This is a genomic window from Lientehia hominis, assembly GCF_021044755.1.
Taxonomy (GTDB): Bacteria; Bacillota; Clostridia; order Lachnospirales; family Lachnospiraceae; genus Lientehia; species Lientehia hominis.
On the sequence record NZ_JAJNOR010000001.1, the window covers coordinates 914,049 to 939,572 of the forward strand.

A 25,524-nucleotide genomic window follows, 5' to 3' on the forward strand; every position below is an offset into this window, starting at 1 on the left:
AAAGTCTCAGCGGCTCCGCCCTTCAGACTCACTCCCGTTTCCAGGATATCCTCTGAACGGAGCACCGGTCTGTCTTCTATATTCAACTTTTCATTCTGATTGGATACTGCCATATATCGTCACCTTTGGTATAGTAGTTTTCTGTCCGGAATTTCCTCAGCCTGTCACTGAGACAGCATCTTGCTGATCGCGTACTCTTCCTCGCAGATGTCCTTCTGCATCGCCAGCGCTTCATATAAGTCGTAGTCCACGAATTTTCCGCCCCGCCAGCCGACAACGCGGTTGCTCTTTCCTTCGGCCAGCAGCTCCACCGCCTTGGCCCCCATGATGGAAGCATATACCCTGTCTTTACAACTGGGCATGCCGCCTCTCTGCATATATCCCAGGATGGAAGCCCTCGTCTCTATGCCGGTGGCAGCCTCGATCCGCTTCGCCATGCTGGTGGAGTGGCCGATGCCCTCAGCGTTGATTATGATATGGTGCTTCTTTCCGTTTTTCCTATGCTCAATGATATGATTGATGATCGTCTGCTCATTGCAGTCATACCGCTCCGGCAGGAGAATGTCCTCCGCGCCGTTGGCGATCCCGCACCAAAGCGCAATATATCCGGCATTTCGTCCCATCACCTCGATGATACTGCACCGCTCGTGGGATGTGGACGTATCCCGTATTTTGTCAATGGCCTCCATGGCTGTGTTCACCGCCGTGTCAAAGCCGATCGTATAATCTGTACAGGCTATGTCCAGATCTATGGTCCCCGGAAGTCCCACCGTGTTGATCCCTTGCTCCGCCAGTTTTCCGGCGCCGCGGTATGATCCGTCGCCGCCGATGACGACCAGGCCGTCGATACCGTGCTTACGGCACATCTCCGCCCCTCTCGCCTGCCCTTCTTCCGTCCGGAATTCTTCACAGCGGGCTGTATAAAGGATAGTTCCTCCCCGCTGGATGATTTCAGACACGCTCCGGCTGTTCATATCCACGATCTCTTCATTCAGCAGCCCTGCATATCCCCTCTGGATGCCTTTTACATTCATGCCTTTGGAAATCGCGGTCCTGACCACCGCACGGATAGCGGCGTTCATTCCCGGCGCGTCGCCGCCGCTGGTCAGCACACCGATGGTATTGATTCCTTTTGCCATATTCTTTTCCTCCAAGCCGCCCGCCGTCTGCCGGGGTCTTTACAAAATAGAATTACTTTTAATTATATTTGATTATTCCCCTGTTTTCAATAGGCTTTTCTACAACTTTTACGTTCTCTTTCCCATATTTTACGGCAAGTTTTTCCAAAAGCCCCGTCTCGGCCTGTACCGTGTGGCCCAAGCCCAGCAATTTTTTGGCCCGTTCCTTTTTCAGGAAGATCCCCACCTGATCGCTTCCGTCGCTGTCGGACAGGAGCTTTAAAAGCTCCTCTTCTCCGCCGAAATAGGATTCCTTGTCATCGAACTGAATCCACAGAGTTTTAGGCAGGCTGTCAAAGGGAATGATCTTCTCGCATACTAATTTTCCTTTGTTCTCATCTCCCAGGGATACCCTTCCGCGTACGAATACTTTATTATCTTCCACAAGAAGCGCGCGGCTGTTCTCATAATCTCTCGGAAAAACGATTACTTCCACGGTGCCCACCATATCCTCTATGGTCAGAAACGCCATCAGCTGGTTGGTCTTTGTAGTCTTTACCGTTTTACCCGTAATCATGCCTCCGACTGTGACGATCCTGCCGTCGGTGACCACCGCTTCTCCCGTCTCGTCGTCCACATTGAAGTCTGAAGTCATGGCTGTGATATTTTTTCTCCATTTGTCCTGATATTTTTCCAGCGGATGCCCGCTCACATAGATTCCCAGAACTTCCTTTTCATAGGCCAGCAGCTCTTCCTTTTCGTATTCTCCCACATCCTGGAATTTGACTTCATAGGATCCCTTCTCTTCTTCTCCCATAAAATCAAATAGATTCATCTGACCGACGATATCAATCTTCTTCTCCCGGTTTTTCTGCTCGATCAGCTCCATTGACGCAAGCATCTTCTGTTTTCTCGTCCCCGGCAGGCCGTCCAGCGCTCCGGACTTTATGAAGTTCTCCAGACTCCTCTTATTCACTTCCTTATTGGTCAGCCTGTAAATGAAATCCTTCAGGCTGGTATAAGGACCGTTCTCCTCCCGGTTCCGGACGATCTCATCTATGACATTCTTTCCTACGCTCTTAATGGCCGACAGACCATACCGGATGCTTCCTCCGGAAACGGAGAAATCCGCCACCCCCTCGTTGATATCGGGAGGCAGGAGAGAGATTCCCATGGACCGGCTCACCAGAATATATTCAGACACCTTTGAGGAATTATCGATCACCGACGACATCAGCGCTGCCATATATTCCACCGGATAATAATATTTCAGATACGCCGTCTCATAAGACACCACCGCATAAGCCGCCGCATGGGACTTATTAAAAGCATATTTGGCAAAGTCCGTCATCTCGTCATAGATCTGGTTTGCGGTCTTCTCATCGATGCCGTTGGCAATACATCCTTTGACTCCCTCTTTTTCATTGCCGTATACAAAGTTCTTCCGCTCTTTTTCCATGATCGACGCTTTTTTCTTGGACATGGCCCGTCGCACCAAATCGCTTCTGCCCAGGGTATAGCCGCCCAGGTCACGGACGATCTGCATCACCTGCTCCTGATATACGATGCAGCCATAGGTCGGCTCCAGGATCGGCTCCAGCTGAGGGCAATGATACGTGATCTCGTCCGGATGGTTTTTCCCGCGGATATACTGGGGAATAAAGTCCATGGGGCCCGGACGGTACAGGGAGATGCCGGCGATGATATCTTCAAGGCTATGGGGCTGCAGCTCCTTCATAAAGGTCTTCATGCCCGCGCTTTCCAGCTGGAACACGCCCTCGCACCTTCCAGTGCAGAGAGAATCCAGCACTTTTTTATCATTGAAATCAATGTGGTCGATATCAATAGCAATTCCGCGGCTTTTCTCTGCCAGCTTTACTGCATTCTGTATGACCGTCAGGGTACGCAGGCCCAGAAAATCCATCTTCAAAAGACCCAGTTCCTCCAGAGTGGTCATAGTGTACTGGGTGGTGACAGATCCGTCAGTGGCCCGTGACAAAGGCACATACTCCTCCACCGGCTTCTGGCTGATCACGACTCCGGCGGCATGCATGGAGGTATGTCTGGGAAGCCCCTCCAGCCGGCGCGACATGTCAATGAGATATTTTACCTGTTCATTTGTCCTATAAGCTTCTGAGAGATCCGGCCTTTTGAGCGCCTTATCGATGGTGATGCCAAGCTCATTGGGCACCATCTTCGCGATCTGGTCACAGAGAGCATATGGAAGGTCCAGCACCCTTCCCACATCCCGTATGACACCCCGGGCCGCCAGCGTACCAAATGTGACAATCTGCACTACTCGGTCTTTTCCGTATTTTTCTCCCACATAATCGATGACTTCCTGTCTTCTCTCGAAGCAAAAATCAATGTCAATATCCGGCATGGATATCCGCTCCGGGTTCAAAAAACGTTCAAACAAGAGATTATACCGTATCGGATCAATATTCGTGATCCCCAGAGTATAGGCCACAACACTTCCGGCGGCGGATCCTCTGCCGGGCCCTACGATGATATCATGGTCCCTGGCAAATTTGATGAAATCCCATACGATCAGGAAATAATCCACATATCCCATGTCCTTTATGACGCCAAGCTCATACTGCAGCCGCTCCAAAAGCGTTCCGTCATCGTCGGGATACCGTTTATTCAGCCCCTCCATGCACAGCTCATTGAGATATCCCCAGGAAGTTTTTCCCTCCGGCACATCAAATTTCGGCAGTTTGGTCACGCCGAATTCGATATCTACCTGACAGCGTTCCGCAATCTTCTGAGTATTCGCCAACGCTTCCGGCGCATATGGGAACAGATGCAGCATCTCTTCCTCAGATTTACAGTAATACTGTCCGCCTTCATACCGCATCCGGTTCTCATCACTGACTTTCTTGCCGGTCTGGATACAGAGCAGAATGTCATGAGGCTCCGCATCCTCCGCAAACGTATAATGAATATCATTGGTCGCCACCAGATCGATTCCCAGCTCTTCGCTCATCCTCACCAGCTGAGTATTCACCATCTTCTGTTCCGGTATCCCGTGGTCCTGGAGTTCAAGAAAGAAATTCCCTTTTCCGAAAATAGATTCATAGCGGCGGGCCGCTGCACAGGCCTCCTCATACATCCCCCTTACGATATTTTTCGGTATCTCCCCTGCCAGACAGGCGCTCAGCGCGATCACTCCTTCATGATAGGTCTCCAGTACCTCATAGTCCACCCGGGGTTTATAATAAAAGCCGTCCAGAAATCCTTTGGAGACAATCTTCATCAGATTGGAGTACCCGGTATTATTTTCTGCCAGAAGAACGAGGTGATAATAACGGTCCTCTGAATTTGTCCCTTCTTTATCAAAGCGGGAACCGCTCGTCACATAAACCTCACATCCCAGTATTGGACGGATTCCCGCTTCCTTGGCCGCTTTATAAAAATCTATTACTCCGAACATGACTCCATGGTCTGTGACAGCCAGGCTGTCCATGCCCAGCTCCTTCGCACGGCCGACCAGTTCCTTGATCTTGCTGGAGCCGTCCAGCAGACTATATTCCGTATGAACATGCAGATGTGTAAACGCCATGCCGATTCCTCCTTTGTCTGCAAACACTCACTTCTATTCTATCATACAGGAGAACAAAGAATCCCGCAAGCGGGATTCTCCTTCCGGAACTTCTGCCGGTACCCAGCTGAAATCATTTCAAAAAAGAACAAAATACCCCACAGCGCCCTGTGGGGTATTTTGTTCTTTTCGTCATGATGCATTGCTCAGATACTGTTCTATGGCAGCTACGGCCCGCTCCTCGTCCTGTCCGTTCGCTGTCACCAGTACAGCCTCTCCCTCATTAAGGCCCAGGGTCATCATACCCATGATGCTTTTCGCATTCACCTTCTTGGAATCGCCTTCGATATAAATACTGCTTTCATACTGGCTGGCCACCTGTACAAGCATCGCCACCGGGCGGGCTTCCAGTCCTGCCGGAATCCCAATGGTTATTTTTTTGTAATCATAGACTCTCCTCCTCGTCTTCCCTTAAAGCACTGGCCAATTCCTTCAATTTCCGCAGACGATGATTGACTCCTGACTTCCCGACCGGAGGCTCCAAAGAGCATCCCAGCTCTTTCAGAGTCGCATCCGGCTGTTCCAGCCTGGCGACTGCAACCTCCTCCAGGCCTTCCGGCAGCTTGTCAAAGCCAATCCTATCACGGATATACAATATATCATTCATCTGCTCCACGGCAGCTGATACCGTTTTATTTATATTAGCGGTCTCGCAGTTCACCTTGCGGTTCACGGTTCCTCTCATTTCCTTCAGGATCCGGACATTCTCAAGTTCCATCAAAGCCACGTTGGCTCCCATGACTCCCAGCATATCCACGATCTGATTCCCCTCTTTGATATAGAGGACATGATACTTTTTCCGAAGCACCGTCTTCGCTTCGATATCAAATGAACTGATGAGTGTCTGAAGCTGCGCGGCTTTTTCCGCGTTGGCACAGACAATCTCCAAATGATAAGATTTCTCCGGATTGCTGATGGAACCGCCCGCCAGAAACGCTCCCCGGATAAAAGCACGTTTACAGCAGGAGTTCTGGACTACCATGCTGCTGATGAAATCCTTCCGTTCCTCCGGACACTCCTGTTCATCTATCAGCTTCATCGCCCGCAGGACACGAAGGACATCCCCGCTTCCGCAGACAGCCAATGTATGGGCATCTCCTCCCACGGCGGCCTCTGGTGATATATCAAAGCTTTTTTTCAGCAGGGCTGAAAATTTCTTTGCCACCGCCTGGTTCTCTATCCGGAGCACCAGCTGATACTGCCCGTCCCCGACTGCCGCGATCCTGCCGCACATGCGGAATATAGCAGCCGCTTCTGCGATCTGGCAGTGCCTCGCGCTGCTCACCTGACGGGACAGCTCCTCCTTCACTTTGGACGAAAAAGACATGCTCTCACCTCAAAACACTTCCAGTTATATCATCATACAATCGTCTTGTCAACTGAAATCACCCAGAGTCCTGATCTCCATTTCCAGTAAAACTCCGAACTTTTCCTGGACCCGTTTCTGTATATCCCGGCACAGATTCAGGACATTTTCTGCCGTCGCACCGCCTTTATTGACCACGAAGCCACAGTGCTTTTCCGAGACGCAGGCCCCTCCTACCGCGTAGCCCCTAAGGCCCGCGTCCATGATCAATTTACCTGCAAAGTATCCTTCTGGACGCTTAAATGTGCTGCCGGCGCTGGGAAACTCCAGCGGCTGTTTTTCCTTCCGTCTGGCAGACAGCTCATCCATCCTGGCCCTGATCTGTGTCTTGTCTCCGGAGGTCAGATCCACTTCCACTTCTGTCACAATATATTTTCCGGGCAGGATGCAGCTCCTGCGATAGCCCATATCCAGCTCGGCCAGGCTCAGCTCTTTTTCTTCTCCGTCTTCCGTCAGGACCCGGGCGCACCGAACAACCTGCGCCATCTCTCCTCCATAAGCTCCCGCGTTCATCACCATGGCTCCGCCGAGAGTCCCGGGAATGCCTGATGCGAATTCCAGACCTGTGAGTCCCTCTTCCAGTGCTTTCAGAGCTACCTTCGCCAGCATGGCGCCGGAACCGGCACGGAGCCCTCCGGCAACAGCCTCCACTTGTCCGAAAGCCTTCCCCATATGGATGATCACGCCCCGATATCCTCTGTCGCTGACCAGAAGATTACTTCCGTTTCCAAGGATAAAATACGGCTTCTCCATTTCCCGGCACAGCCGGATTGTCTTTCCCAGTCCGTCGCGTCCGCCCGGTGTCACAAAATAGTCCGCAGGACCTCCTATCTGAAATGTCGTGTGCTTTTTCATCGGTTCATCACAGCATACCTGAATTCCCGCCTCCTGCAGTCTGTCGCAAAATAAATCCATATACTTCTCCTGCCTGATTTTATTTACTTGATGATATGATATTCAGTCTTGTCAAAGATATTTTCTCCGTCTGTTATTTTTCCTCTTCCGCGGCGTCCGTTCTGCTCTTCATCAGATTCCTCTGTACTCGATTGTAAAGCTCCTTGGCGGCGTTATAGCCCATTTTCTTCTGGCGGTAATTAACGGCTGCCGATTCTACGATGATCGCCAGGTTACGGCCCGGACGGATTGGAATATTGTGACAGACCACCTTATTGCCCAGGAACTCCGTATACTGTTCATCCATGCCCAGCCGGTCATACTCCTTATCTCTGTCCCAGTCCTCCAGATTGATCACCATATCAATGGTCTGGGTGTTCTTCACACTTTCCACGCCAAACAACGTCTTTACATCCAGTATGCCGATGCCGCGCAGCTCGATCATATGCCTGGTGATATCGGGGGCCGTCCCCACCAGCGTATCATCACTGACCTTGCGGATCTCCACCACATCATCAGTCACAAGACGGTGGCCTCTCTTGATCAGCTCCAGGGCGGCCTCACTTTTTCCAATGCCGCTCTCACCCATAATCAGCACACCCTCGCCAAACACATCAACCAAAACGCCATGGATGCTGATGCTGGGCGCCAGCTGAACCTTCAGCCAGCGGATCACTTCCGCCATAAAGTCGGAAGTCGTCTTTTTTGTGGAAAGAAGGGGAATATTGTATTTAATCGCCAGCTTCCTGACTTCATCGTCGGGCTCCAGACTCCTGGCATATACCAGACAAGGTATCTCCCGGCTGAAGATCTGCTCGTACATGGCGACCTTTGCGGATTCACACATGGTGCTTGTATAAGCATACTCCACATTTCCGATCACCTGTACCCGCTCATGGCTGAAATGGTCAAAAAAGCCTGCCAGCTGCAGGGCGGGCCTGTTGATGTCCGGATAGTTGATCTCTATATCCGTAATATCGATTTCCGGCGTCAGGTTTTCCAGCTTCATTTTATCGATCAAGTTGCTCAGCTTTACCACTGGTGAATTCATCTTTTCCTCCTTACGACCCGCTGATTCCAAAGATACCGCAGGGTGCTCCCGTTTTTTTCATACTATCACAGGAGAGAAACAAGCGCAAGTACGGAATCAGCTGTGGAAAAACTCGTAGACTGCCTGTGCCGACGCTTCATTCATCTGCGGCAGCCCGGCCAGTTCCTCCACGGAAGCCGCTTTCAGCTGCTCCATCGTCTTAAAATACCGCATCAGCGCTTTCCGGCGCACAGGCCCTATCCCTTTAATGTCTTCCAGCACGGAGTGGACCTGGTCCCTGCCGCGGAGACTCCTGTGATATTCTATGGCGAAACGGTGGGCTTCATCCTGAATCCTGGTCAAAAGCCGGAATCCCTCTCCGTGGTGCTCCAATGGCAGCTCTCTTCCTTCAAAGTATAAAGCTCTGGTCCTGTGATTGTCATCCTTCACCATGCCGCAGACCGGAATGTCCAGCTTAAGCTTCTCCAGCACCTGCTTCGCTACGGAGACCTGTCCCTTGCCTCCGTCCATCATGATGATATCCGGAAACCGGTCAAACCCTCCGGTTTCCCGGATACCGGCCTGTTCTTCCTTCCCATGGACAAAGCGCCTGGTCAGCACTTCTTCCATGGAAGCATAATCATCCGGCCCTTTGACTGTCTGTATCCGGAATTTCCTGTAATCCGCCCGTTTCGGACGTCCATACTCGTAGACCACCATAGAGCCCACCGACTGGAATCCGCTGATGTTGGAAATATCAAAGGCTTCCATCCGCACGATGCCCGAAAGCCCGAGGATCTCTTCCAGCTCTTTTACCGCACCCGTTGTCTTTTGCTCTTCTCTCTTTATCTTTTCCCTGTCCTGGTTTAAAATAATGCTGGCATTTTTTTCCGCCATCTCCATGAGCCGGGCTTTCTCTCCTTTTTTCGGCACCCGAAGGACCACCTTCTGCCCTCTTTTTTTACTCAGCCAGCTCTCAATGATCTCCCGTTCTCCGTCCTCCACGTCATGCTGAATCATCAGCTCCTTTGGTATAAACGGAGTTCCCGCGTAAAACTGTTTGATAAAGCCTGTCATGATCTGAGCCGGACCGTCTCCTTCTCCAATGGATAAATGAAAATTGTCCCGGCCGATGAGCTTGCCCTCTCTCATAAAGAAAATCTGCACCACGGCATCCCTGCCGTCATCCGCAAACGCGATGATGTCCCGGTCCTCCTGAACGCTGTCCGTGATCTTCTGGGTCTGTGCGATCTTCTGGACGCTGAATAACAGCTCCCGCACCGATGCGGCTGTTTCAAAATCCAAAGTCTCCGCGGCCTCCTTCATCTGCTTCTCCAGCACATTCAGGATATTATCATAATGCCCTCCCAAAAATTCCAGGACCTGGTTCACCGATTCCCGATATTTCTCCTGGCTGATATATCCTTGGCAGGGAGCCTCGCACTGCCTGATATGGTAATTCAGACACGGCCGCTCCTTTCCGATATCCTTTGGAAGATTCCTGTGACAGGTACGTATTTTATACAGCTTATGGATCAGTCCGATGCTGTCTTTCACGGCGCCAGCGCTGGTGTAGGGGCCAAAGTAGCGGGATTTGTCCCGCTTCATGTCTCTGGCGAACAGCACTCTGGGATAAGCCTCTCCCACCGTCACCTTGATATAAGGATAATTCTTGTCATCCTTCAGCATGGTATTATACCGCGGCTTATATTCCTTGATCAAATTGCTTTCCAGCACAAGGGCTTCCAGCTCCGAATCTGTAACAATATATTCAAACCTGGCAATCCGGGAAACCATTTTATTGATTTTCGCAGTTTTTCCCCGACTGCTCTGAAAATACTGGCGCACACGGTTTTTCAGGCTGATTGCCTTTCCCACATATATGATCTCGTCTTTATCGTCGTGCATCAGATAGACCCCCGGCTTTCCCGGAAGCTTCTTAAGCTCCTCCTCTATGTCAAACATCGAGTCCCTCCCTTCCGAATAGCTGAAACTGTTACTGTATACCTTTAAATATCTTTCAAATAAATTCATTTTTATAGCCCTAGGAGACAGGAGGAAGTCCGCTTCCATCCAGGCGGGTCGCTGGCAACCGTAACCAGCATCTTTGCGGCCTTCGGTCGGTCCTTTCCAACTGACATGGATAAATCGATATTTTTCCATGTCAGATTCCAACAAAAATCCGCATGATATGCGATTTTTGCCTCCCTTCGGCCAGGAAGATCCTGCCAACGCCTTTGCAGCGCTCCCCTTACGATGGAATCGGATCATTCCTCCTGCTCCTCTTCCCGCACCGAAATAACCTCCAGTTTGTTTTGAAAGCCATTGAGGCGGCCACGGAGGCCCGCCGCCGTAAGGCGGGCGGTCCGTGCGGATATCCGATCCTTTTCTGGAATCAGGAAAATGGCGCATGTCTGAAACGGTGCGGCAGACAGGGCGCCGGCAGAAAGATTCCGGGCCGACCTAAAGGAGAGCGCCGCAGGGCAGCGGCCGGTGTTCCCCAGGCGGAAGGAGACAAAAACGGAAAATCCGATTCCGTTTTTGAGCGAACAGGAGACGGGAAATCATAAAGATTTCCTGTCGACATGTGAGCGGTACTTCCGGAGCGGGGATAAAGCGGCCCCTGCATCGCCAGCGAACCGAAATCATGACGGCTCGGAACTTCTGCCGATTTCTTGGCTAGGACTAATAGAATGATTCCAAAAAGTATTTAGTATCATACCCAAAGGCACCCCTAAATACATGCCCTCCGAGCAGGCGCACTTCGTGCGGCAAGGTATAAAATAAGAATCCCGGCCAGGCTCCTCAGGAGTCTCCCGGCCGGGTTCCCACACTCATTTATCAAATTCAGAAGAATGCTCTATTCTTCTTTTCCATCATCCCCTGATTCCGGTTCTCCGGCTTCCGCCCCGTCTTCTTTATCCGAATCGAGATTGGCCGCATTCAAGTCTGCCGCACCCACACTGCGGACCTCATCTTCCTGTTCCGGTTTTTGTCCGCCGGCAATTTCCGCCGTTTTCTTTTCAGGAGCCGTTTCTTCCACGGGCTCTCCTTTGATCTCACGGAAGATACGCATGAACTCTTTGCCCGTGATCGTTTCCCGTTCGATCAGGAACGCGGCGATCTTATCCAGCGCCTCGCGGTTCTGGGACAGCAGACGCTTTGCCTCTTCATGGGCTTCCTCCAGCATCAGCTTGACCTCGCTGTCTATCTCAGCGGCAGTCACATCGGCACAGTTGAGCACCGCCCTGCCGTCCAGATATTTGCTCTCAACGGATTCAAGGCCCATCAGACCGAACTTCCTGGACATTCCATACTGGGTGACCATGGCTCTGGCCACAGCGGTCGCCCGTTCAATATCATTGGCCGCTCCCGTAGTCACTGTGTCAAACACAAGCTCCTCGGCAGCCCTGCCGCCCAAAAACTGCACCAGCATGGCTTTCAGTTCCGCCTCGCTGTTCAGATACTTCTCTTCCTCCGGCACGTTCATCACATAACCAAGGGCGCCCATGGTGCGGGGCACGATGGTGATCTTCTGTACCGGCTCCGAATCCTTTTGGAGAGCGCTGACCAGCGCATGGCCCACTTCGTGATAAGAAACGATCCTGCGCTCCTTCTCGCTCATGATACGGTCCTTCTTCTCCTTGCCTACGAGCACTACTTCCACGGCTTCAAACAGATCGGCCTGGCTGACCACGTGGCGTCCGTGCTTCACTGCGTTGATAGCTGCTTCATTTATCATATTTGCCAGGTCAGAACCCACTGCGCCGGACGTCGCCAGCGCAATCGCTTCCAGATCTACGGAGTCATCCATAAGGACATCTTTGGAGTGCACCTTCAGTATATTGATACGGCCCTTCAGATCCGGTTTATCAACGATGATCCGGCGGTCCAGACGTCCGGGACGCAAAAGTGCCTTATCCAGGATTTCCGGACGGTTCGTCGCTGCCAGAATGAAGACGCCTTTATTGGAATCAAAACCGTCCATCTCCGAAAGCAGCTGATTGAGCGTCTGTTCTCGCTCATCATTCCCTCCGCCGTATCGGGAATCACGGCTCTTGCCTATGGCGTCGATCTCATCTATGAAGACGATGCACGGCGCGTTTTCCTGGGCCTTTTTAAACAGGTCACGTACTCTGGATGCACCGACACCCACAAACATTTCCACAAAATCAGAACCGGAAAGAGAAAAGAACGGCACTTTGGCTTCACCGGCCACAGCCTTTGCCAGCAGTGTCTTACCGGTTCCTGGAGGTCCCACCAGCAGGGCTCCTTTCGGCAGTTTGGCGCCGATGGTTGAATATCTTCCTGGATTGTGGAGGAAATCCACGATCTCCTGGAGCGATTCTTTGGCCTCGTCCTCTCCGGCCACATCCTTGAATGAAACACCGGTCTCCTTTTGGACGTCATACATCTTGGCGTTGCTCTTGCCCACGCCCATGACTCCGCCGCCGCCGGAACGTCTCATGATAAACATGAGGAATATCCACACCAAAGCGACCGGCAGGATATATACCAGCAGAATATCGAGCAGCGTGGAATTGGTGTTTGGCTTTTTCCCTTTTATCTCTACATTGGAACTTAACAGTGTGGAGGTCAGATCCGGATCTTCTATCCGCACCGTATAATAGGTCTCAGTCTGCAGATAGTAAAAAGGCGAGTCCTCCGTGCTCTGCACCGTATAATCGGACACAGGTGTGATCAGGATCTCATCGTCCTTGATAACTACGGATTTCACCTTCCCGTCCTTCACCATCTGAATGAAATCGCTGTATGTCACCTCAGTCCTGGTACCGTCGGAAAGGAAGCTGCTCATCATGGAAACACACAGCAGCGTGACTACAGCGGCCACTACCAGGAGCAGGATCATCTGATTATTCCTGCCCGGCTTGTTTCCATTCCCGTTCCCTTTCTGGTTCCGGTTCTGATTTGGGTTATCCATATATTATTTTCTCCTTTATGCTCCTATATCGGCAGTTAAGCTGTTTTTCTGTCCACCGAAGCTGTCTTTACTATTATAAAGCATTTCCATAATAAATCAATACATCCATCATGAAATATTGTTCACATTTCTTAAGGATTTATAAAATTTTCCGCAAAAAGTCCTAGCATTATTTTTTTTCCGGTTGTATACTATATAAGTTATTTTTGACATAATCTCTTACTCAAAAGGAGGACAAAACATGCCCGTAAAATACGTGTTCGTTACCGGCGGCGTGGTATCCGGCCTCGGAAAAGGAATTACGGCAGCATCCCTTGGGCGCCTGCTGAAATCCAGAGGCTACACCGTCACCATGCAGAAATTTGACCCCTACATCAACATCGACCCGGGTACCATGAACCCCATCCAGCACGGAGAGGTCTTCGTCACCGACGACGGAGCCGAGACTGACCTGGATCTTGGACATTACGAAAGATTCATTGATGAAAGTCTCACTAAAAATTCCAACGTAACCGCAGGTAAGATTTACTGGTCTGTTTTATCTAAAGAAAGACGGGGAGATTTCGGCGGGGGCACCGTACAGGTCATCCCTCATATCACCAACGAGATCAAAGACCGTTTTCATCGAAATTATTCCACCCAAGAAACTGAAATCGCCATTATAGAAGTGGGCGGCACCGTAGGCGACATAGAAAGCCAGCCATTCCTGGAAGCCATCCGCCAGTTCCAGCACGACGTCGGCCATGAAAACGCCATTCTGATCCATGTGACTCTGATTCCTTATCTAAAAGCTTCCGGAGAGCTGAAGACAAAGCCCACCCAGGCCAGCGTAAAGGAACTGCAGGGCATCGGAATCCAGCCGGATATCATCGTATGCCGTTCCGAGTATCCTCTTGACGACCAGATCCGCTCTAAGATCGCCCTATTCTGTAATGTTCCCGCCAGCCATGTTCTGCAGAACCTGGATGTTGACATTTTATATGAAGCCCCGCTCGCCATGGAGAAGGAGCATCTGGCTGAGGTCGCATGCCAATGCCTGAGACTCAGCTGTCCCAAACCAGATTTGGCGGAATGGGAGGCAATGATAGAAGCCTGGAAAAAGCCCAGGAAAAAAGTCACTGTGGCACTGGTGGGAAAATACATCCAGCTCCATGACGCATATATCAGCGTAGTCGAGGCCCTCCGTCACGGCGCTGTAGCCAATCACGCAGACGTCACGATCAAATGGGTCGATTCTGAAACTGTAACAGACAAAAACGCAGCCGAGATCCTTGGAGACACGGCGGGTATCCTGGTACCAGGAGGTTTCGGAAGCCGGGGCATCGACGGCAAGATTTCCGCCATCAAGTATGCCCGTGAGAACTGTGTCCCATTCCTCGGCCTCTGTCTCGGTATGCAGCTGGCCATCGTGGAGTATACCCGCAATGTGATTGGATATGGGGACGCCCACAGTGTGGAACTGGATCCCCAGACAGCCCATCCGGTCATCCATCTGATGCCCGACCAGAACGGAATTGAAGACATCGGCGGCACACTGAGACTTGGGTCTTATCCCTGCGTCCTGGACAAATCCACAAAAGCTTATGAGCTTTACGGTCAGGAGATCATCCACGAACGCCACAGACACCGCTATGAGGTCAACAACGATTTCCGAAAGGTCATGGAGGAAAGCGGCCTGACACTCTCCGGCATTTCCCCCGACGGACGCATTGTGGAAATGATTGAATTGAAATCTCATCCTTGGTTCCTGGCGACTCAGGCCCACCCGGAACTGAAGTCCCGGCCCAACCGGCCCCATCCTCTGTTCCGCGGCTTCGTTGGCGCTGCCCTTAAGCATCAGGAAGGAAAATAAAAGCTTCCTATTAAGAGGACCATGCACAGATGTGCATGGTCCTTCTAATTATTATTACGGTCATACATGATACAGCTTCGAAGTCTGATATTTGGGCTCATATGTGATGTTCACTCCCAGCCTGCGGAATATCTTCTCATCCACATGGGAAAGGATTACCGTAGAATGGGCTTCACAGCCTCTGAGCCTGGACAGCTGCTCCATGGCTTTCTGGGCTTCTCCGTCGGATGCCGCACAGATGGACAGTGCGATGAGCACCTCATCCGTATGGAGCCTGGGATTCTTATTCCCGAGATATCCTACCTTCAGCTTCTGAATCGGCTCAATGATGGTCGGTGAGATCAAATGGACACTGTCCTCAATTCCTCCCAGCGTTTTCAGAGCGTTCAGAAGAAGCGCCGAGGAAGGTCCCAAAAGCTCCGATGTCCTGCCCGTGAGGATGGTGCCGTCCGGCAGCTCCATGGCGGCGGCCGGTTCCCCGGTAGCATCCGCTTTTGCCAGAGCCGGCTTCACCACAGCCCGGTCTTCCGGTGTGACCCCTGCTTTCTTCATCAAAAGCTCCAGCTTATAGACCACATTATCCTCTGTGGCTCCCTTTCGCTGTCCGCAGAGGGCCGTATAGTACCGTCGAATGATTTCCTGGCAGGACGCCTCCCTGACCGCCTCGTCATCAAAGATACAATTGCCGGCCATATTGACCCCCATATCCGTCGGGGACTTATAAGGGCATTTCCCCACAATCTTTTCCAACATCGCAGTCAGCACCGGAAATATCTCCACATCCCGGTTATAGTTGACCGTGGTCTCTCCATATGCCTCCAAATGGAACGGATCGATCATGTTGATATCATCCAAATCCGCCGTAGCCGCTTCATAAGCCAGATTCACCGGATGCTTGAGAGGCAGGTTCCAGATGGGAAATGTCTCAAACTTCGCATAGCCTGCCTGAATTCCCCTCTTATGTTCATGATACAGCTGGGAAAGGCAGGTGGCCATCTTCCCGCTGCCCGGCCCCGGGGCTGTCACCACCACCAGTTCCCTGGTGGTCTCTATATATTCATTTTTTCCATAGCCTTCATCGCTGACAATTCTGGTCAGGTCGGAAGGATAGCCTTCAATCAGATAATGTCTGTATACACGCACCCCCAGAGATTCCAGCCTCTTCTGAAATGCCTCAGCCGCTGGCTGCCCTTGGTATCTGGTCAGCACCACGCTGCCCACATAGAGGCCGATTCCCCGGAATTCATCGATCAGCCGGAGCACATCGGAATCATAGGTGATGCCCAAGTCTCCCCGGACCTTGTTCTTTTCAATATCAGCCGCTCCTATGGCTATGACGATCTCCACCTGCTCCTTGATCTGCAGGAGCATCCGAAGCTTGCTGTCCGGCTGAAATCCCGGGAGCACCCGGGAGGCATGATAATCGTCAAACAGCTTTCCTCCGAACTCCAGATAAAGCTTCCCTCCGAACTGAGAGATCCGCTCCCTGATATGCTCTGACTGCATCTGCAGATATTTCTCATTGTCAAATCCCGTTTTCCTCACTTTTGTATCCCCCAATAATAGCATCGATGTACAAAGGGTATCCTGTGTAATACGTTCCTATTATACAGAATCATTCGGCGCATTGCAAGCGCCTCTCTTTATTTCTGCCTCCCCTTCAGCCCTGGTTTGAAACAAGACCGGCCCTGGTCTTGATCTCCTCCAGAAACCCGTCTTTGTCCTGCACGGATATCATGAACTCGGCCCCCTTAGTCTTTATGGCGATCCTGTCCAGAGAAGCGGCAGAGGAAGCCAGCGGATTATGAGTTTTCCACACCCTGACGATATCTTTATAACAAATTTTCTCATTAAAAAAACCGAAGGCCACGCACAGCGCGTCCTCCTGAAACACCACATAGTTTCGAACTAAGCAGGGAATAAAAATAACATCCGCAACTATGAGTGCCAGACCAAGGAGCACTGCCTCCGAGATTTTCCGGCTTCCGGCAAGCTGCCATATGATGCCCGAATTTACGAGGATCACAACCGTATAATACCATATAGCTTTCTTTCCTTTATACCTCATAACTATACACTCCCCATTTTCTGCCCTGCACTATTTTTTATTTTATCACAGCCTTTATAATATAGAAAGCATTCAACATTTGTAATTCACGTTCGTTGTTAAAAAAAGAAAAAGCCGGTTTCACCGGCTCTTTCTTTTTTGATAGAGTATTTATTTGAGGTATAATAATGGGCTTTTGTTTATGTCATTATCTTATCAGTACCCGGCCGGCCGCGCAAGCCGCCCCCATGGTTGTTTTTAATGATTATTTTTTCCCTTGATTTAAGGGGATTCCGGAAGCGTCTTTTTTCTTTTCCATCCCCATGCCCGGGATATCATAATGCAGACCTCCGCTGTCTTCCGCCAGCCCCTAGGTGATTGGGCAGGCTTAAACGGTCCCGCTTTACCGATCCAACGGCTTATCCGCTGTCACCAGAAACATCGGCGTTGAACGGTATAAAAGCTGTTTTGATTCGCTGTAGACTTCCTCATTGACTCTTGGAATCACTCTGACGTTACAGTATCCGCAGTTCGGAAGGTAGCGTTCATCCCATTCCGGTCTCCACACCTTGTCAAAATAAAGCAGACTTTTGAATTTTTCTTCTGTCTCCTCATCCCCTTGATATGTATTGGCCGGTTCTCCATACAGCTTTCTGTATGCCTCCTCGTCTCTCTTCTGAGCTTCCAAAAAAGACTTACTTTCCGAATAAGGCCAATTCGCATCGAAATAAAGAATCCGTCCTCCCGGCTTCAGCACACGGAACCATTCTTTAAAGGCTTCTTCCGGATCATAAAGAATCCAGGTGACATTTCTGCTGACAATATAATCAAAGGTATTATCCGGATAATTCAGATGGTGGTTGTCCATTTGATAAAACCCAGCCTTCAGGCCTAAAACCTCGGCATTTTTGGCGGCAGTTCTGACCATCTCCTCCGCACAGTCTATGCCTGTGACTTCCCATCCCATCCGGCTGAGCAATACCGCAAAAAAACCGGGACCAGTCCCGATATCCAATGCCTTTCCACACGTCTTTGGGGCATTTTCCCGCAGCAGCCTGCTCCAGCGGGAAGGCTGCTCCCCTTCAAATTCCTCCTGAATGATGGAATCATATCCCTCAGCGCAATAACTCCAGCGCTTTCCGACGATCACCGCTTCTTTATTATTCATATAAATCTCCTTTTTGTCCGTCTTTTTATAAAGTCAGTATCGAATCAATCAGACATCTTGTATATTCATTTTGAGGATCTGCAATCACATCTTTTGTTCTTCCTATCTCTACTATTTTGCCCCGGTACATCACGGCCACTCGGTCACAGATGCTGCTCACCAGAGCGATATCATGGGAAATGAACAGATACGACAGTCTCAGCCGTTTCTTCAGGCTGTCCAGAAGTCTTATGATCTGAGCCTGAACGGAAACGTCCAGAGCGCTGGTCACCTCGTCACAGATTAAAAGCTCCGGCCGTATCAGGATAGCTCTGGCGATGGTCGCTCTCTGGCATTCTCCGCCGGACAGTTCCCGGCTGTACCGTTCCGCAAAGCTCCTGTCAATCTGTACCATATCCATGGCCTCCAATGCTTTTTCCCGGATTTGGGCTCTGGAAAGTCCGTTTCTATGATAAAGAAGCCCTTCGCTGATGCTGTCAATGACTTTCTTCCGCGGATTCATGGCTTTCATGGGATCCTGAAATACCATCTGCATATGGCGGCCATGAAATAAGCACTCCCCTCGATCAGGCTTCAAAAGGCCGGCCGCCATATAAGCCGTCGTAGACTTCCCGCTCCCGCTCTCACCGATCAGGCCGAGGCATTCTCCCTTTTCTATGGAAAAGCTGACGCCGTCCACCGCCGCCTGTTCTTCCGTATCCTCCCGTCCTTTTTTATCCCTGCCGCGGAAGCGCTTTGTCAAATCTTTTACTTCCAGAATACATTCAGCCATGGCCAACCTCCTCCGCGGCTGCCGGAAGCTCTCCGCCCATTTTCGGAACAGCCCGGATCAGGGCTTTGGTATAGTCATGCTCCGGCGAGTAAAGTACTTCTTCCTTCGTCCCCCATTCTACCATCTGCCCTCTCCTCATCACGCCGACGAAATCAGCCATCTTCGCGATGACGCCTATGTTGTGGGAGACGATCAAGATTGAAGCGCTGAATTCTTTCCTCATCTGCATCATTGTTTCGATCACCTGTTTCTGTACGGTCACATCCAGAGCGCTGGTCGGCTCATCCGCCAGCAGAATTCCCGGCCGGTTTGCCATGGCTATCGCGATGGCCGCCCGCTGGCACATTCCTCCCGACAGTTCAAAAGGATAAGAAGAAAGAATCTTATCCGGTTCTCCCAATTCCAGCGCCTCAAGTAATTTCCTTCCCTGTACGGCGGCTTCCTTCTTTGTGATCTCCCGATGAACGCGTATACTTTCATAAAAAGATCTTCCGACCGGCCAGACCGGATCTAATGAAAGCTCCGGATGCTGAAATACCATGGCTATTTCTTTTCCCCGAATCTGCCGCATCCTGCCGGAAGTAAATCCCAGCAGATTTTCACCGTTCAGAAGGATCTCGCCTCCCAGCACCTTTCCACGGCTGTCCAAAAGCCCCAATATGCTTTTAAGAACCGTACTCTTTCCGCTTCCGCTCTCGCCCACGATTCCGATCACCTCTCCCGGCTTCACGGCAAAGCTGACGTCCTTCACCACCGTGTCGCTTCCATAGGCAACGGTTATGTTTTTCACCTCAAGCATCTGCTCGCCCCTCCCCCCTGGCATCTATTGCATCCCGGAGACAGTCCCCGGTCAGATTAAACAAAACCACTACTGCGAACAGCGCCAGGCTGGGGAAGAAAATACACCACGGAGCTGTCTGCAGGTACGGTCTCCCATCGCTGATCATCAGCCCCCATTCCGCCAGAGGCGCCTGTACGCCAAGTCCCAGGAAGGAAAGACCTGCCATGCTGAGGGTCACATTGCTGATATCCAGCGCCGCCGTGATCATCATTGGAGAGATCATGTTGGGAAGGATATGGCGGAATATAATATGGCGGCCCTTCGCCCCGCACATTTTCGCCGCTTTTATATAAGCTTCCTCCTTCAGCTGTATGACCAGGCTTCTGGCAAGCCGGGCATAGGTGGTCCAATACATCACAGCCAGAGAAATCATCGCGTTTCTCAGCCCCGGTCCCAGCATTCCGGCCACTGCAACCGCCAGGATAAAGCTGGGAAACGCCTGAAACACCATGGTGACCTTCATGAGCACCTGATCGATCCACCCGCCGGCATACCCCGCGGTCAAGCCGATCAGCGTACCAATTGTAAAAACAACGGCGACCACCGCCAGAGCGGAAAAAATCGATGCCGCGGCGCCTTCCAGTATCCTGGACAAAATACACCGGCCCAGATTGTCGGTTCCAAACGGATATACCGCAGACGGCCCTTTAAGCGCCTGAGAAAGATTAGTCTGATACGGATCATTCGGCGCCAAAAAACGTCCGGCCATCGTCGGCACCAGAACCATGGACAGCATAACAAGCAAGACCACAGCTCTTTTTTTTGTCCTATTCATGTTCTTCCCCCCGCTCATCTTCTGACCTTTGGATCGATCCATCCGTAGGACAAGTCCACCAGGAAATTCACCAGCAGGAATATGAGAGCCATCCATACCACATAGCCCTGAATGACCGGATAATCCCTGGCCGTGATGGCCTCCATGGCCAACTGCCCCAGACCCGGCCAGGAAAATACATTTTCCACGATGGTAGTCCCTCCCAGCATTCCGGCCAGAGAAACCCCGACCAGCGTAGTGATCGGCAGCATGGCGTTTCTCAGAACATGAGAAAACAGGATCTCCCTTTCAGGAACTCCCCTCGCCCTCGATCCGGCTATATATTCTTTTGACAATTCGTCCAAAACGATCGTACGGACCTGCCGGATATACCAGGCGCTCAAAGTGAGCGCCAATACCAGCGCCGGCATTATAATCCCCCTGATTCCTTTTGGGGCAATGACCGGGAACCACCCCAGCTTCACGCTGAACAGATACAAAAAAACAAGGGCCAGGAAAAAAGATGGAAGGGAGGCGAACAGATATGTGACAAATCTGACGGCGATATCAAAGGGCCCGTCTTTGAATCTGGCACACAGTACTCCGAAAGGTATGGATATCAAAAGGACCGCAGCCATGGAGACCAGCGTCAGCGCGGCGGTCTGGGGCAGTGCTTTTTTCAGCTCAGAGACCACCGGCTTCCCATTTCGGATGGATGTCCCCATATCTCCTTTCATCATATCAAAGAGCCAATCCCCGTATCGGACCAGCAAAGGACGGTTCAGCCCCATTTCTTCCCTGGTCTGCTCCAACAGCTCCTCCGTGGGCGGTACTCCGGTTTTATTCAATTTAATCTCAGCCGGATTGCTGGGAGACAAATAGGTAAGACAGAAAGAAAGGAACGTGATCCCAATAAAAATGAGTATCAGCATCCCAGTCTTTCTCGCCAGAAATTTGATCATCCGTATTCCTCCTGACAGAACAAACGGCGCAGCAGGACTGCGCCGCTCTTCTGGTTCATTCAGATCATTTATTGATATCCATGTTGACATCCAGCAGATAATACTCAGAAGGATGTGTACGGTATCCGGTCACATTCTTGGAGTAGATATTCGTCATCTTCTGATGGTTAAAGATCGTCAGGGCATTGTCATCCAGGATCATCTGTACCATCTGACGGATAAGGGAAGTCCGTTCTCCTTCGTCAGAAGTCTTTTCCAGTGTCTGAGCCAGCTCGTCCAGCTTTGGATTGGAGTAGTGTGACCAGTTGGAGCTGCCCCCCGATACCGCCATCATGTTAAAGAAATACTGGGCATTTCCCGTGGGTACCATGACCCCGGTCTCGCAATCCAGATCATATTCGCCGGAAGCCTGTACATCCGAGGTGTTTTCCATTACGTCCACGGTGAGCTTGATCCCGATGCCGGAAAGCTCCGACTGCAGGAGTTCCAAGAACTGTCCCAGCTCTTTTCTGGAACTGAAGGTGACAGCGCGAAGCTCGAGTTCGACGCCATCTTTATCCAGCGTCCCATTTCCGTCGCTATCGCTCCAGCCTGCTTCCGCCAGAAGCGCCTTTGCTCCGTCCGGATCATATATCGTCACGGTCAGATCGAGTCCCTCTGTCCCTCCATAAGGTAAGAATTCCGGGAAGATGCCATAAGAGGGGGCCGCCATACCGTTATAAATACTTTCTGCCACGCCTTCCCGGTCGATGCACATGGAGATTGCCTGCCGGACTACTTCTTCCTTCAGCGCCGGTCTGTCCATATTATAGTACATCCTGTTTCCTCTGGAGGTCGTCACAGCATCTACTACATAGTCCGCGTTATCCTGGAACATAGATATGGCCGATGTGGGCATAGCTACCGCCATATCGATTTCTCCGCTCTGGAGAGCCATGGACAGCGCCTCCGTATCGTTTATGGTGATGAGATGCGCTTCATCCAGCTTCGGCTCTCCGCCCCAGTAGCCTTCATATTTTTTCACGACCGTCTCCTTGAACGGCTCAAATTCGGTGATGATATAAGGGCCGGTGGCATACAAAGTGTCTGTAAAATTGCTGTTTTCCGAATCGTATACGCTCCAGAGCGGATCCGTCAGATCATTGATGAGCGTCACATTTTCCTTCTCCAGATGAAAGGTCAGGACCTGTCCGTCCGCCTCTATGGATTCCACCGGAATCTGTTCCTTCGCCCGGTCGCTGACTTCATAGGTGCGTTCAAAACATTTCTTTACCGCGTCCGCCGTCATCTTCTCCCCGTTCTGAAACGTAACATCATCTCTGAGCGTAAACTTCCAGGTGAGATTATCCACGTTTTCATAGGCCTCCGCCAAAAATTCCACCGGCGAACAGCTCTCATCCAGACGGAACAAAGTCTCCATCGTCCCGTCATAAGTCATGTACCAGCCGTCCCAGCCATTGGCCGGATCCATGGTTTCCGCCGCAAAATATCCGGTCGAGCCAAAATTCATAACCTTTGTCTCTTTTTCCGTTTCCGCTGTGGTCTTATCTTGCCCGGATTTCGTACTTCCTCCGTCATCCTTTGCGTTCCCACAGGCGGCCAGCCCCAGGACCAGCAGCAGGGACAGCACCGCCGCAGTTATTTTTTTCAGTCTTTTGTTCATGGTACTTTTTGGGGGATAATAATCCCCTCTCCTCCTTTTAATTTTTATTTTCTGTTTTCTCAGCAGTTCATTCTTCCTCTTCCCACAAAAGGGCCAGCTTCTCCGCGGCATATTCCGCCATATCCACATCCAGTACGTCGGCGATATATCCCAGGATCATGTCCGAAATGGCCCCGTCCGAGGAGCAGGAATAATATTTTCCGTCGGAGATCCACCGGACGCCGGACGTCCATTTGACTTCCGCCGTGAACATCCGCTTCCAGTTCTCGTCCACATGGCAGTCCGCCACGAGACGCCGGTACAAAAGCCCGGTCTGAGCCAGCATCGTAGAACTGTTTCCGGCCATCAGGCAGGTATCCGCCCGTTCCATAGCCCGTTTCAGATATTCCAGAAGCTTTTGATCCCGATACAGCACTCTCCTGGCCCCTTTTCCTCCTGGAATCAGCACAGCTCCCTTTATCTGCTCCGGCTCCAAAAACTCGGTCCAGACCTTGACTCCCTGGGAACTGTTCACGATATCACCTCCCATGGAAAGGTAATTGATATGAAATTCTCCCGGCAGGCAGCCTAAAATGCTGACCGGCAAAAAGGCGTCCATCGTCTCAAAATCATCATATAAGATCACATTTACATCCATTTTTTCCTCCTGATTTCCCAAAGCTCCGGCAAAAAGCCCGAAGGCCGGCTGACGCCGAGTCTTTCGGGCTCTCCGGCATGAAATATACTTATGGTGGGAGTCATTCAAAACATCTTCATGATAACGGACCGTTTTTCTTTCTGCAAGCCGCCCCCACGGTTATTTTTTCATAAAAAAAAGAGCCTTAGAATATAAGGCTCTCTTTGCTTTTCACCGTGTTTTCTATCCCTATGCCCCGGATATCCGGCAGAGGAAGCTATTCCTCCGTATCCGATTCCATATCCGGCTGCTCAGAAGTACAGTGAGGACATCTGCTCGCGGTCATGTCGATCTCACTCTTGCAAAATGGACATTTTTTGGTAACAGGCTCTGCCGGCGCCTCTTCCTTTTTCGGAACCATCCGCGCGGCCAAAGCGTTCATTCCCTTCACCATCATAAAAATGACGAAGGCCATGATCAGGAAATCCAGGACTACCGTGATAAACGACCCATAATTGAAGGTCGCAGCCCCTGCCTCCTGTGCCGCGGCCAGCGTCTTATAGTGGCTCCCGTCCAGTGAAATAAACCAGTTATTGAAATCCAGACCTCCTGTGATCAGCGTGATCACAGGCATGATGATGTCATTGGTCAGGGATGTGATGATCTTCTGGAAAGCCCCGCCTATGATCACGGCTACCGCCAGATCCATCACATTGCCCCTCATGATAAATTCTTTAAACTCTCCTATGATGCCCTTTTTCTTCTCTTTCGCCATAGCAGTCCCCTCCTGCGTATTTTCCGCGCCGTTCCAGGCGCGCCTCATCTCACTTACTCTATCATATCCATTTCCCGATTTACACTCTCCTCGCAGGAACGCATGGCGAGTATGGTCTTCTCCATCAGCTCCTCCAAGGGCCAGCCGAGCATATCCGCCCCTTCTTTTATTACCTCCCGGGAGCAGCCTGCTGCAAAACGCTTATCCTTAAACTTCTTCTTAAGGCTTGACACCTCCATGTCCATCACACTTTTAGAAGGCCTCATTCTGGCTGCCGCTCCGATCAGCCCGGTCAGCTCATCCGACGCAAACAGCACTTTTTCCATCAAATGTTCCGGCTTCACATCGGTGACAAGACCGTATCCGTGGCTGCATACCGCATGGACCAGCCCTGCTTCCGCGCCTCCGTCCTCCAAAAGCTCCGGCGCTTTTTTACAATGCTCCTCCGGATACATTTCGAAATCAATGTCATGAAGAAGTCCGGCGATTCCCCAAAAATCCTCCTCTTCTCCGTATCCCAGTTCCTTTGCATACCAGCGCATAACGCCCTCCACCGTCAGTCCATGGAGAATATGAAAAGGCTCCTTATTATATTTCTTCAAGAGCTCCAGAGCCTCATCCCTCGTCAGTTTCGTTTCCATCCAAACCGCCTCCTGTCATTTGTCTTCCACATATTCTGCTTTTTTATCTCTGTCCTTGAATACCTGTGTCCATTCCGCCAGCAATTCGTGATACTTGGGATAGTCTTTTTTTAAAGAAATCGGCTTTCCCTCTTTTCCTAAAAAGCAATGACTGCTCTCACCCGTACAGCGTACCGCTCTGGTATCCTTATCCCTCACCTCATAGGCAAGACAGAGCTTAACACCGTTGTATGAAGTGATCTTCAGTTCTATCTCCACCAGGTCATGAAAGCGCACCATGGATTTATATTGACAGGACACCGATACTACAGGGCTGATGACTCCGATCTCTTCCATCTCCCTGTATCCGGCTCCGGCACGCTCCAGGAAATCCACCCTCGCTTCCTCAAACCACCGGATATAATTGGAATGATGAACCACTCCCATCTGGTCTGTCTCATAGTACTGCGCCCGCTTTTCGTATATTCTGTAATCCATAA

At 51.0% G+C, this 25,524-nt stretch carries 22 protein-coding genes; 2 read left to right on the forward strand and 20 right to left on the reverse strand.

Annotated features, from left to right (window positions below; all coding sequences use genetic code 11):
• Positions 1 to 164: 164 nt before the first annotated feature.
• The 7 genes from pfkA to uvrC all read right to left on the reverse strand — a co-directional run bounded on the left by pfkA (position 165) and on the right by uvrC (position 9,977).
• Positions 165 to 1,139 carry a 6-phosphofructokinase gene (pfkA, locus tag LQE92_RS04175; protein WP_231061729.1) on the reverse strand — a complete coding sequence of 325 codons (975 nt, stop codon included), beginning with the start codon at positions 1,137 to 1,139 and terminating at the stop codon, positions 165 to 167.
• Positions 1,140 to 1,197: 58 nt separating this feature from the next.
• Positions 1,198 to 4,683, reverse strand: a complete 3,486-nt coding sequence (locus LQE92_RS04180; protein WP_231061730.1) for a DNA polymerase III subunit alpha — start codon at positions 4,681 to 4,683, stop codon at positions 1,198 to 1,200.
• Between the two features lie 171 nt (positions 4,684 to 4,854).
• Positions 4,855 to 5,097 (reverse strand): HPr family phosphocarrier protein, encoded by a 243-nt coding sequence (locus LQE92_RS04185; RefSeq protein ID WP_331001237.1) that lies wholly within the window; start codon positions 5,095 to 5,097, stop codon positions 4,855 to 4,857.
• A 10-nt stretch (positions 5,098 to 5,107) separates the two neighbouring features.
• Positions 5,108 to 6,049, reverse strand: coding sequence for a DNA-binding protein WhiA (gene whiA, locus LQE92_RS04190; RefSeq protein ID WP_231061731.1), 942 nt, complete (start codon positions 6,047 to 6,049; stop codon positions 5,108 to 5,110).
• 48 nt (positions 6,050 to 6,097) lie between these two features.
• On the reverse strand, positions 6,098 to 7,003 hold the full coding sequence (gene murB, locus LQE92_RS04195) for a UDP-N-acetylmuramate dehydrogenase (RefSeq protein ID WP_231061732.1): 906 nt from the start codon (positions 7,001 to 7,003) through the stop codon (positions 6,098 to 6,100).
• A 73-nt stretch (positions 7,004 to 7,076) separates the two neighbouring features.
• Positions 7,077 to 8,033: an HPr(Ser) kinase/phosphatase gene (gene hprK / locus LQE92_RS04200; RefSeq protein ID WP_231061733.1), complete on the reverse strand. Its 957-nt coding sequence runs from the start codon at positions 8,031 to 8,033 to the stop codon at positions 7,077 to 7,079.
• Positions 8,034 to 8,129: 96 nt separating this feature from the next.
• Entirely contained in the window at positions 8,130 to 9,977 is a 1,848-nt protein-coding gene (gene uvrC / locus LQE92_RS04205; RefSeq protein WP_231061734.1) for an excinuclease ABC subunit UvrC, read from the reverse strand.
• Between the two features lie 528 nt (positions 9,978 to 10,505).
• On the opposite strand from uvrC, the gene LQE92_RS04210 reads away from it, so the two are divergent.
• A complete protein-coding gene (locus LQE92_RS04210) occupies positions 10,506 to 10,709 on the forward strand; it encodes a hypothetical protein (protein ID WP_231061735.1) in 204 nt (67 codons plus the stop codon).
• A 163-nt stretch (positions 10,710 to 10,872) separates the two neighbouring features.
• Here the strand turns inward: LQE92_RS04210 and ftsH are convergent, their stop codons facing one another.
• Positions 10,873 to 12,954, reverse strand: a complete 2,082-nt coding sequence (gene ftsH / locus LQE92_RS04215; protein ID WP_231061736.1) for an ATP-dependent zinc metalloprotease FtsH — start codon at positions 12,952 to 12,954, stop codon at positions 10,873 to 10,875.
• 241 nt (positions 12,955 to 13,195) lie between these two features.
• Here ftsH and LQE92_RS04220 point away from each other — a divergent pair, with 241 nt between their 5' ends.
• Positions 13,196 to 14,806: a CTP synthase gene (locus tag LQE92_RS04220; RefSeq protein ID WP_231061737.1), complete on the forward strand. Its 1,611-nt coding sequence runs from the start codon at positions 13,196 to 13,198 to the stop codon at positions 14,804 to 14,806.
• Between the two features lie 60 nt (positions 14,807 to 14,866).
• On the opposite strand, the gene LQE92_RS04225 is transcribed toward LQE92_RS04220, so the two are convergent.
• The 12 genes from LQE92_RS04225 to LQE92_RS04280 form a co-directional block, all read right to left on the reverse strand.
• Positions 14,867 to 16,351, reverse strand: a complete 1,485-nt coding sequence (locus tag LQE92_RS04225; protein ID WP_331001230.1) for a DUF1846 domain-containing protein — start codon at positions 16,349 to 16,351, stop codon at positions 14,867 to 14,869.
• 115 nt (positions 16,352 to 16,466) lie between these two features.
• The gene (locus LQE92_RS04230; RefSeq protein WP_231061738.1) at positions 16,467 to 16,874 is read right to left on the reverse strand and encodes a PH domain-containing protein; all 408 of its coding nucleotides are present in this window, start codon (positions 16,872 to 16,874) and stop codon (positions 16,467 to 16,469) included.
• A 382-nt stretch (positions 16,875 to 17,256) separates the two neighbouring features.
• Positions 17,257 to 18,021, reverse strand: a complete 765-nt coding sequence (locus LQE92_RS04235) for a class I SAM-dependent methyltransferase (protein ID WP_231061739.1) — start codon at positions 18,019 to 18,021, stop codon at positions 17,257 to 17,259.
• Positions 18,022 to 18,046: 25 nt separating this feature from the next.
• Entirely contained in the window at positions 18,047 to 18,793 is a 747-nt protein-coding gene (locus LQE92_RS04240; protein ID WP_231061740.1) for an ABC transporter ATP-binding protein, read from the reverse strand.
• Complete coding sequence (locus tag LQE92_RS04245; RefSeq protein ID WP_231061741.1) at positions 18,786 to 19,592, reverse strand: ABC transporter ATP-binding protein; 807 nt, start codon at positions 19,590 to 19,592, stop codon at positions 18,786 to 18,788. The genes LQE92_RS04240 and LQE92_RS04245 overlap by 8 nt, the downstream gene beginning before the upstream one ends.
• Positions 19,585 to 20,409, reverse strand: a complete 825-nt coding sequence (nikC, locus tag LQE92_RS04250; RefSeq protein WP_231061742.1) for a nickel transporter permease — start codon at positions 20,407 to 20,409, stop codon at positions 19,585 to 19,587. Before nikC ends, LQE92_RS04245 begins: the two co-directional genes overlap by 8 nt.
• A 14-nt stretch (positions 20,410 to 20,423) precedes the next feature.
• A complete protein-coding gene (gene nikB, locus LQE92_RS04255; RefSeq protein WP_231061743.1) occupies positions 20,424 to 21,350 on the reverse strand; it encodes a nickel ABC transporter permease in 927 nt (308 codons plus the stop codon).
• Between the two features lie 64 nt (positions 21,351 to 21,414).
• A complete protein-coding gene (locus tag LQE92_RS04260; RefSeq protein ID WP_231061744.1) occupies positions 21,415 to 23,013 on the reverse strand; it encodes an ABC transporter substrate-binding protein in 1,599 nt (532 codons plus the stop codon).
• Between the two features lie 67 nt (positions 23,014 to 23,080).
• Positions 23,081 to 23,650, reverse strand: a complete 570-nt coding sequence (locus tag LQE92_RS04265) for a DJ-1/PfpI family protein (RefSeq protein WP_231061745.1) — start codon at positions 23,648 to 23,650, stop codon at positions 23,081 to 23,083.
• 256 nt (positions 23,651 to 23,906) lie between these two features.
• Positions 23,907 to 24,404 carry a large conductance mechanosensitive channel protein MscL gene (gene mscL, locus LQE92_RS04270; RefSeq protein WP_269141847.1) on the reverse strand — a complete coding sequence of 166 codons (498 nt, stop codon included), beginning with the start codon at positions 24,402 to 24,404 and terminating at the stop codon, positions 23,907 to 23,909.
• A gap of 53 nt (positions 24,405 to 24,457) precedes the next feature.
• Complete coding sequence (locus LQE92_RS04275) at positions 24,458 to 25,045, reverse strand: hydrolase (protein ID WP_231061746.1); 588 nt, start codon at positions 25,043 to 25,045, stop codon at positions 24,458 to 24,460.
• A gap of 15 nt (positions 25,046 to 25,060) precedes the next feature.
• Positions 25,061 to 25,522 (reverse strand): acyl-CoA thioesterase, encoded by a 462-nt coding sequence (locus tag LQE92_RS04280; RefSeq protein WP_231061747.1) that lies wholly within the window; start codon positions 25,520 to 25,522, stop codon positions 25,061 to 25,063.
• Positions 25,523 to 25,524: the final 2 nt, after the last annotated feature.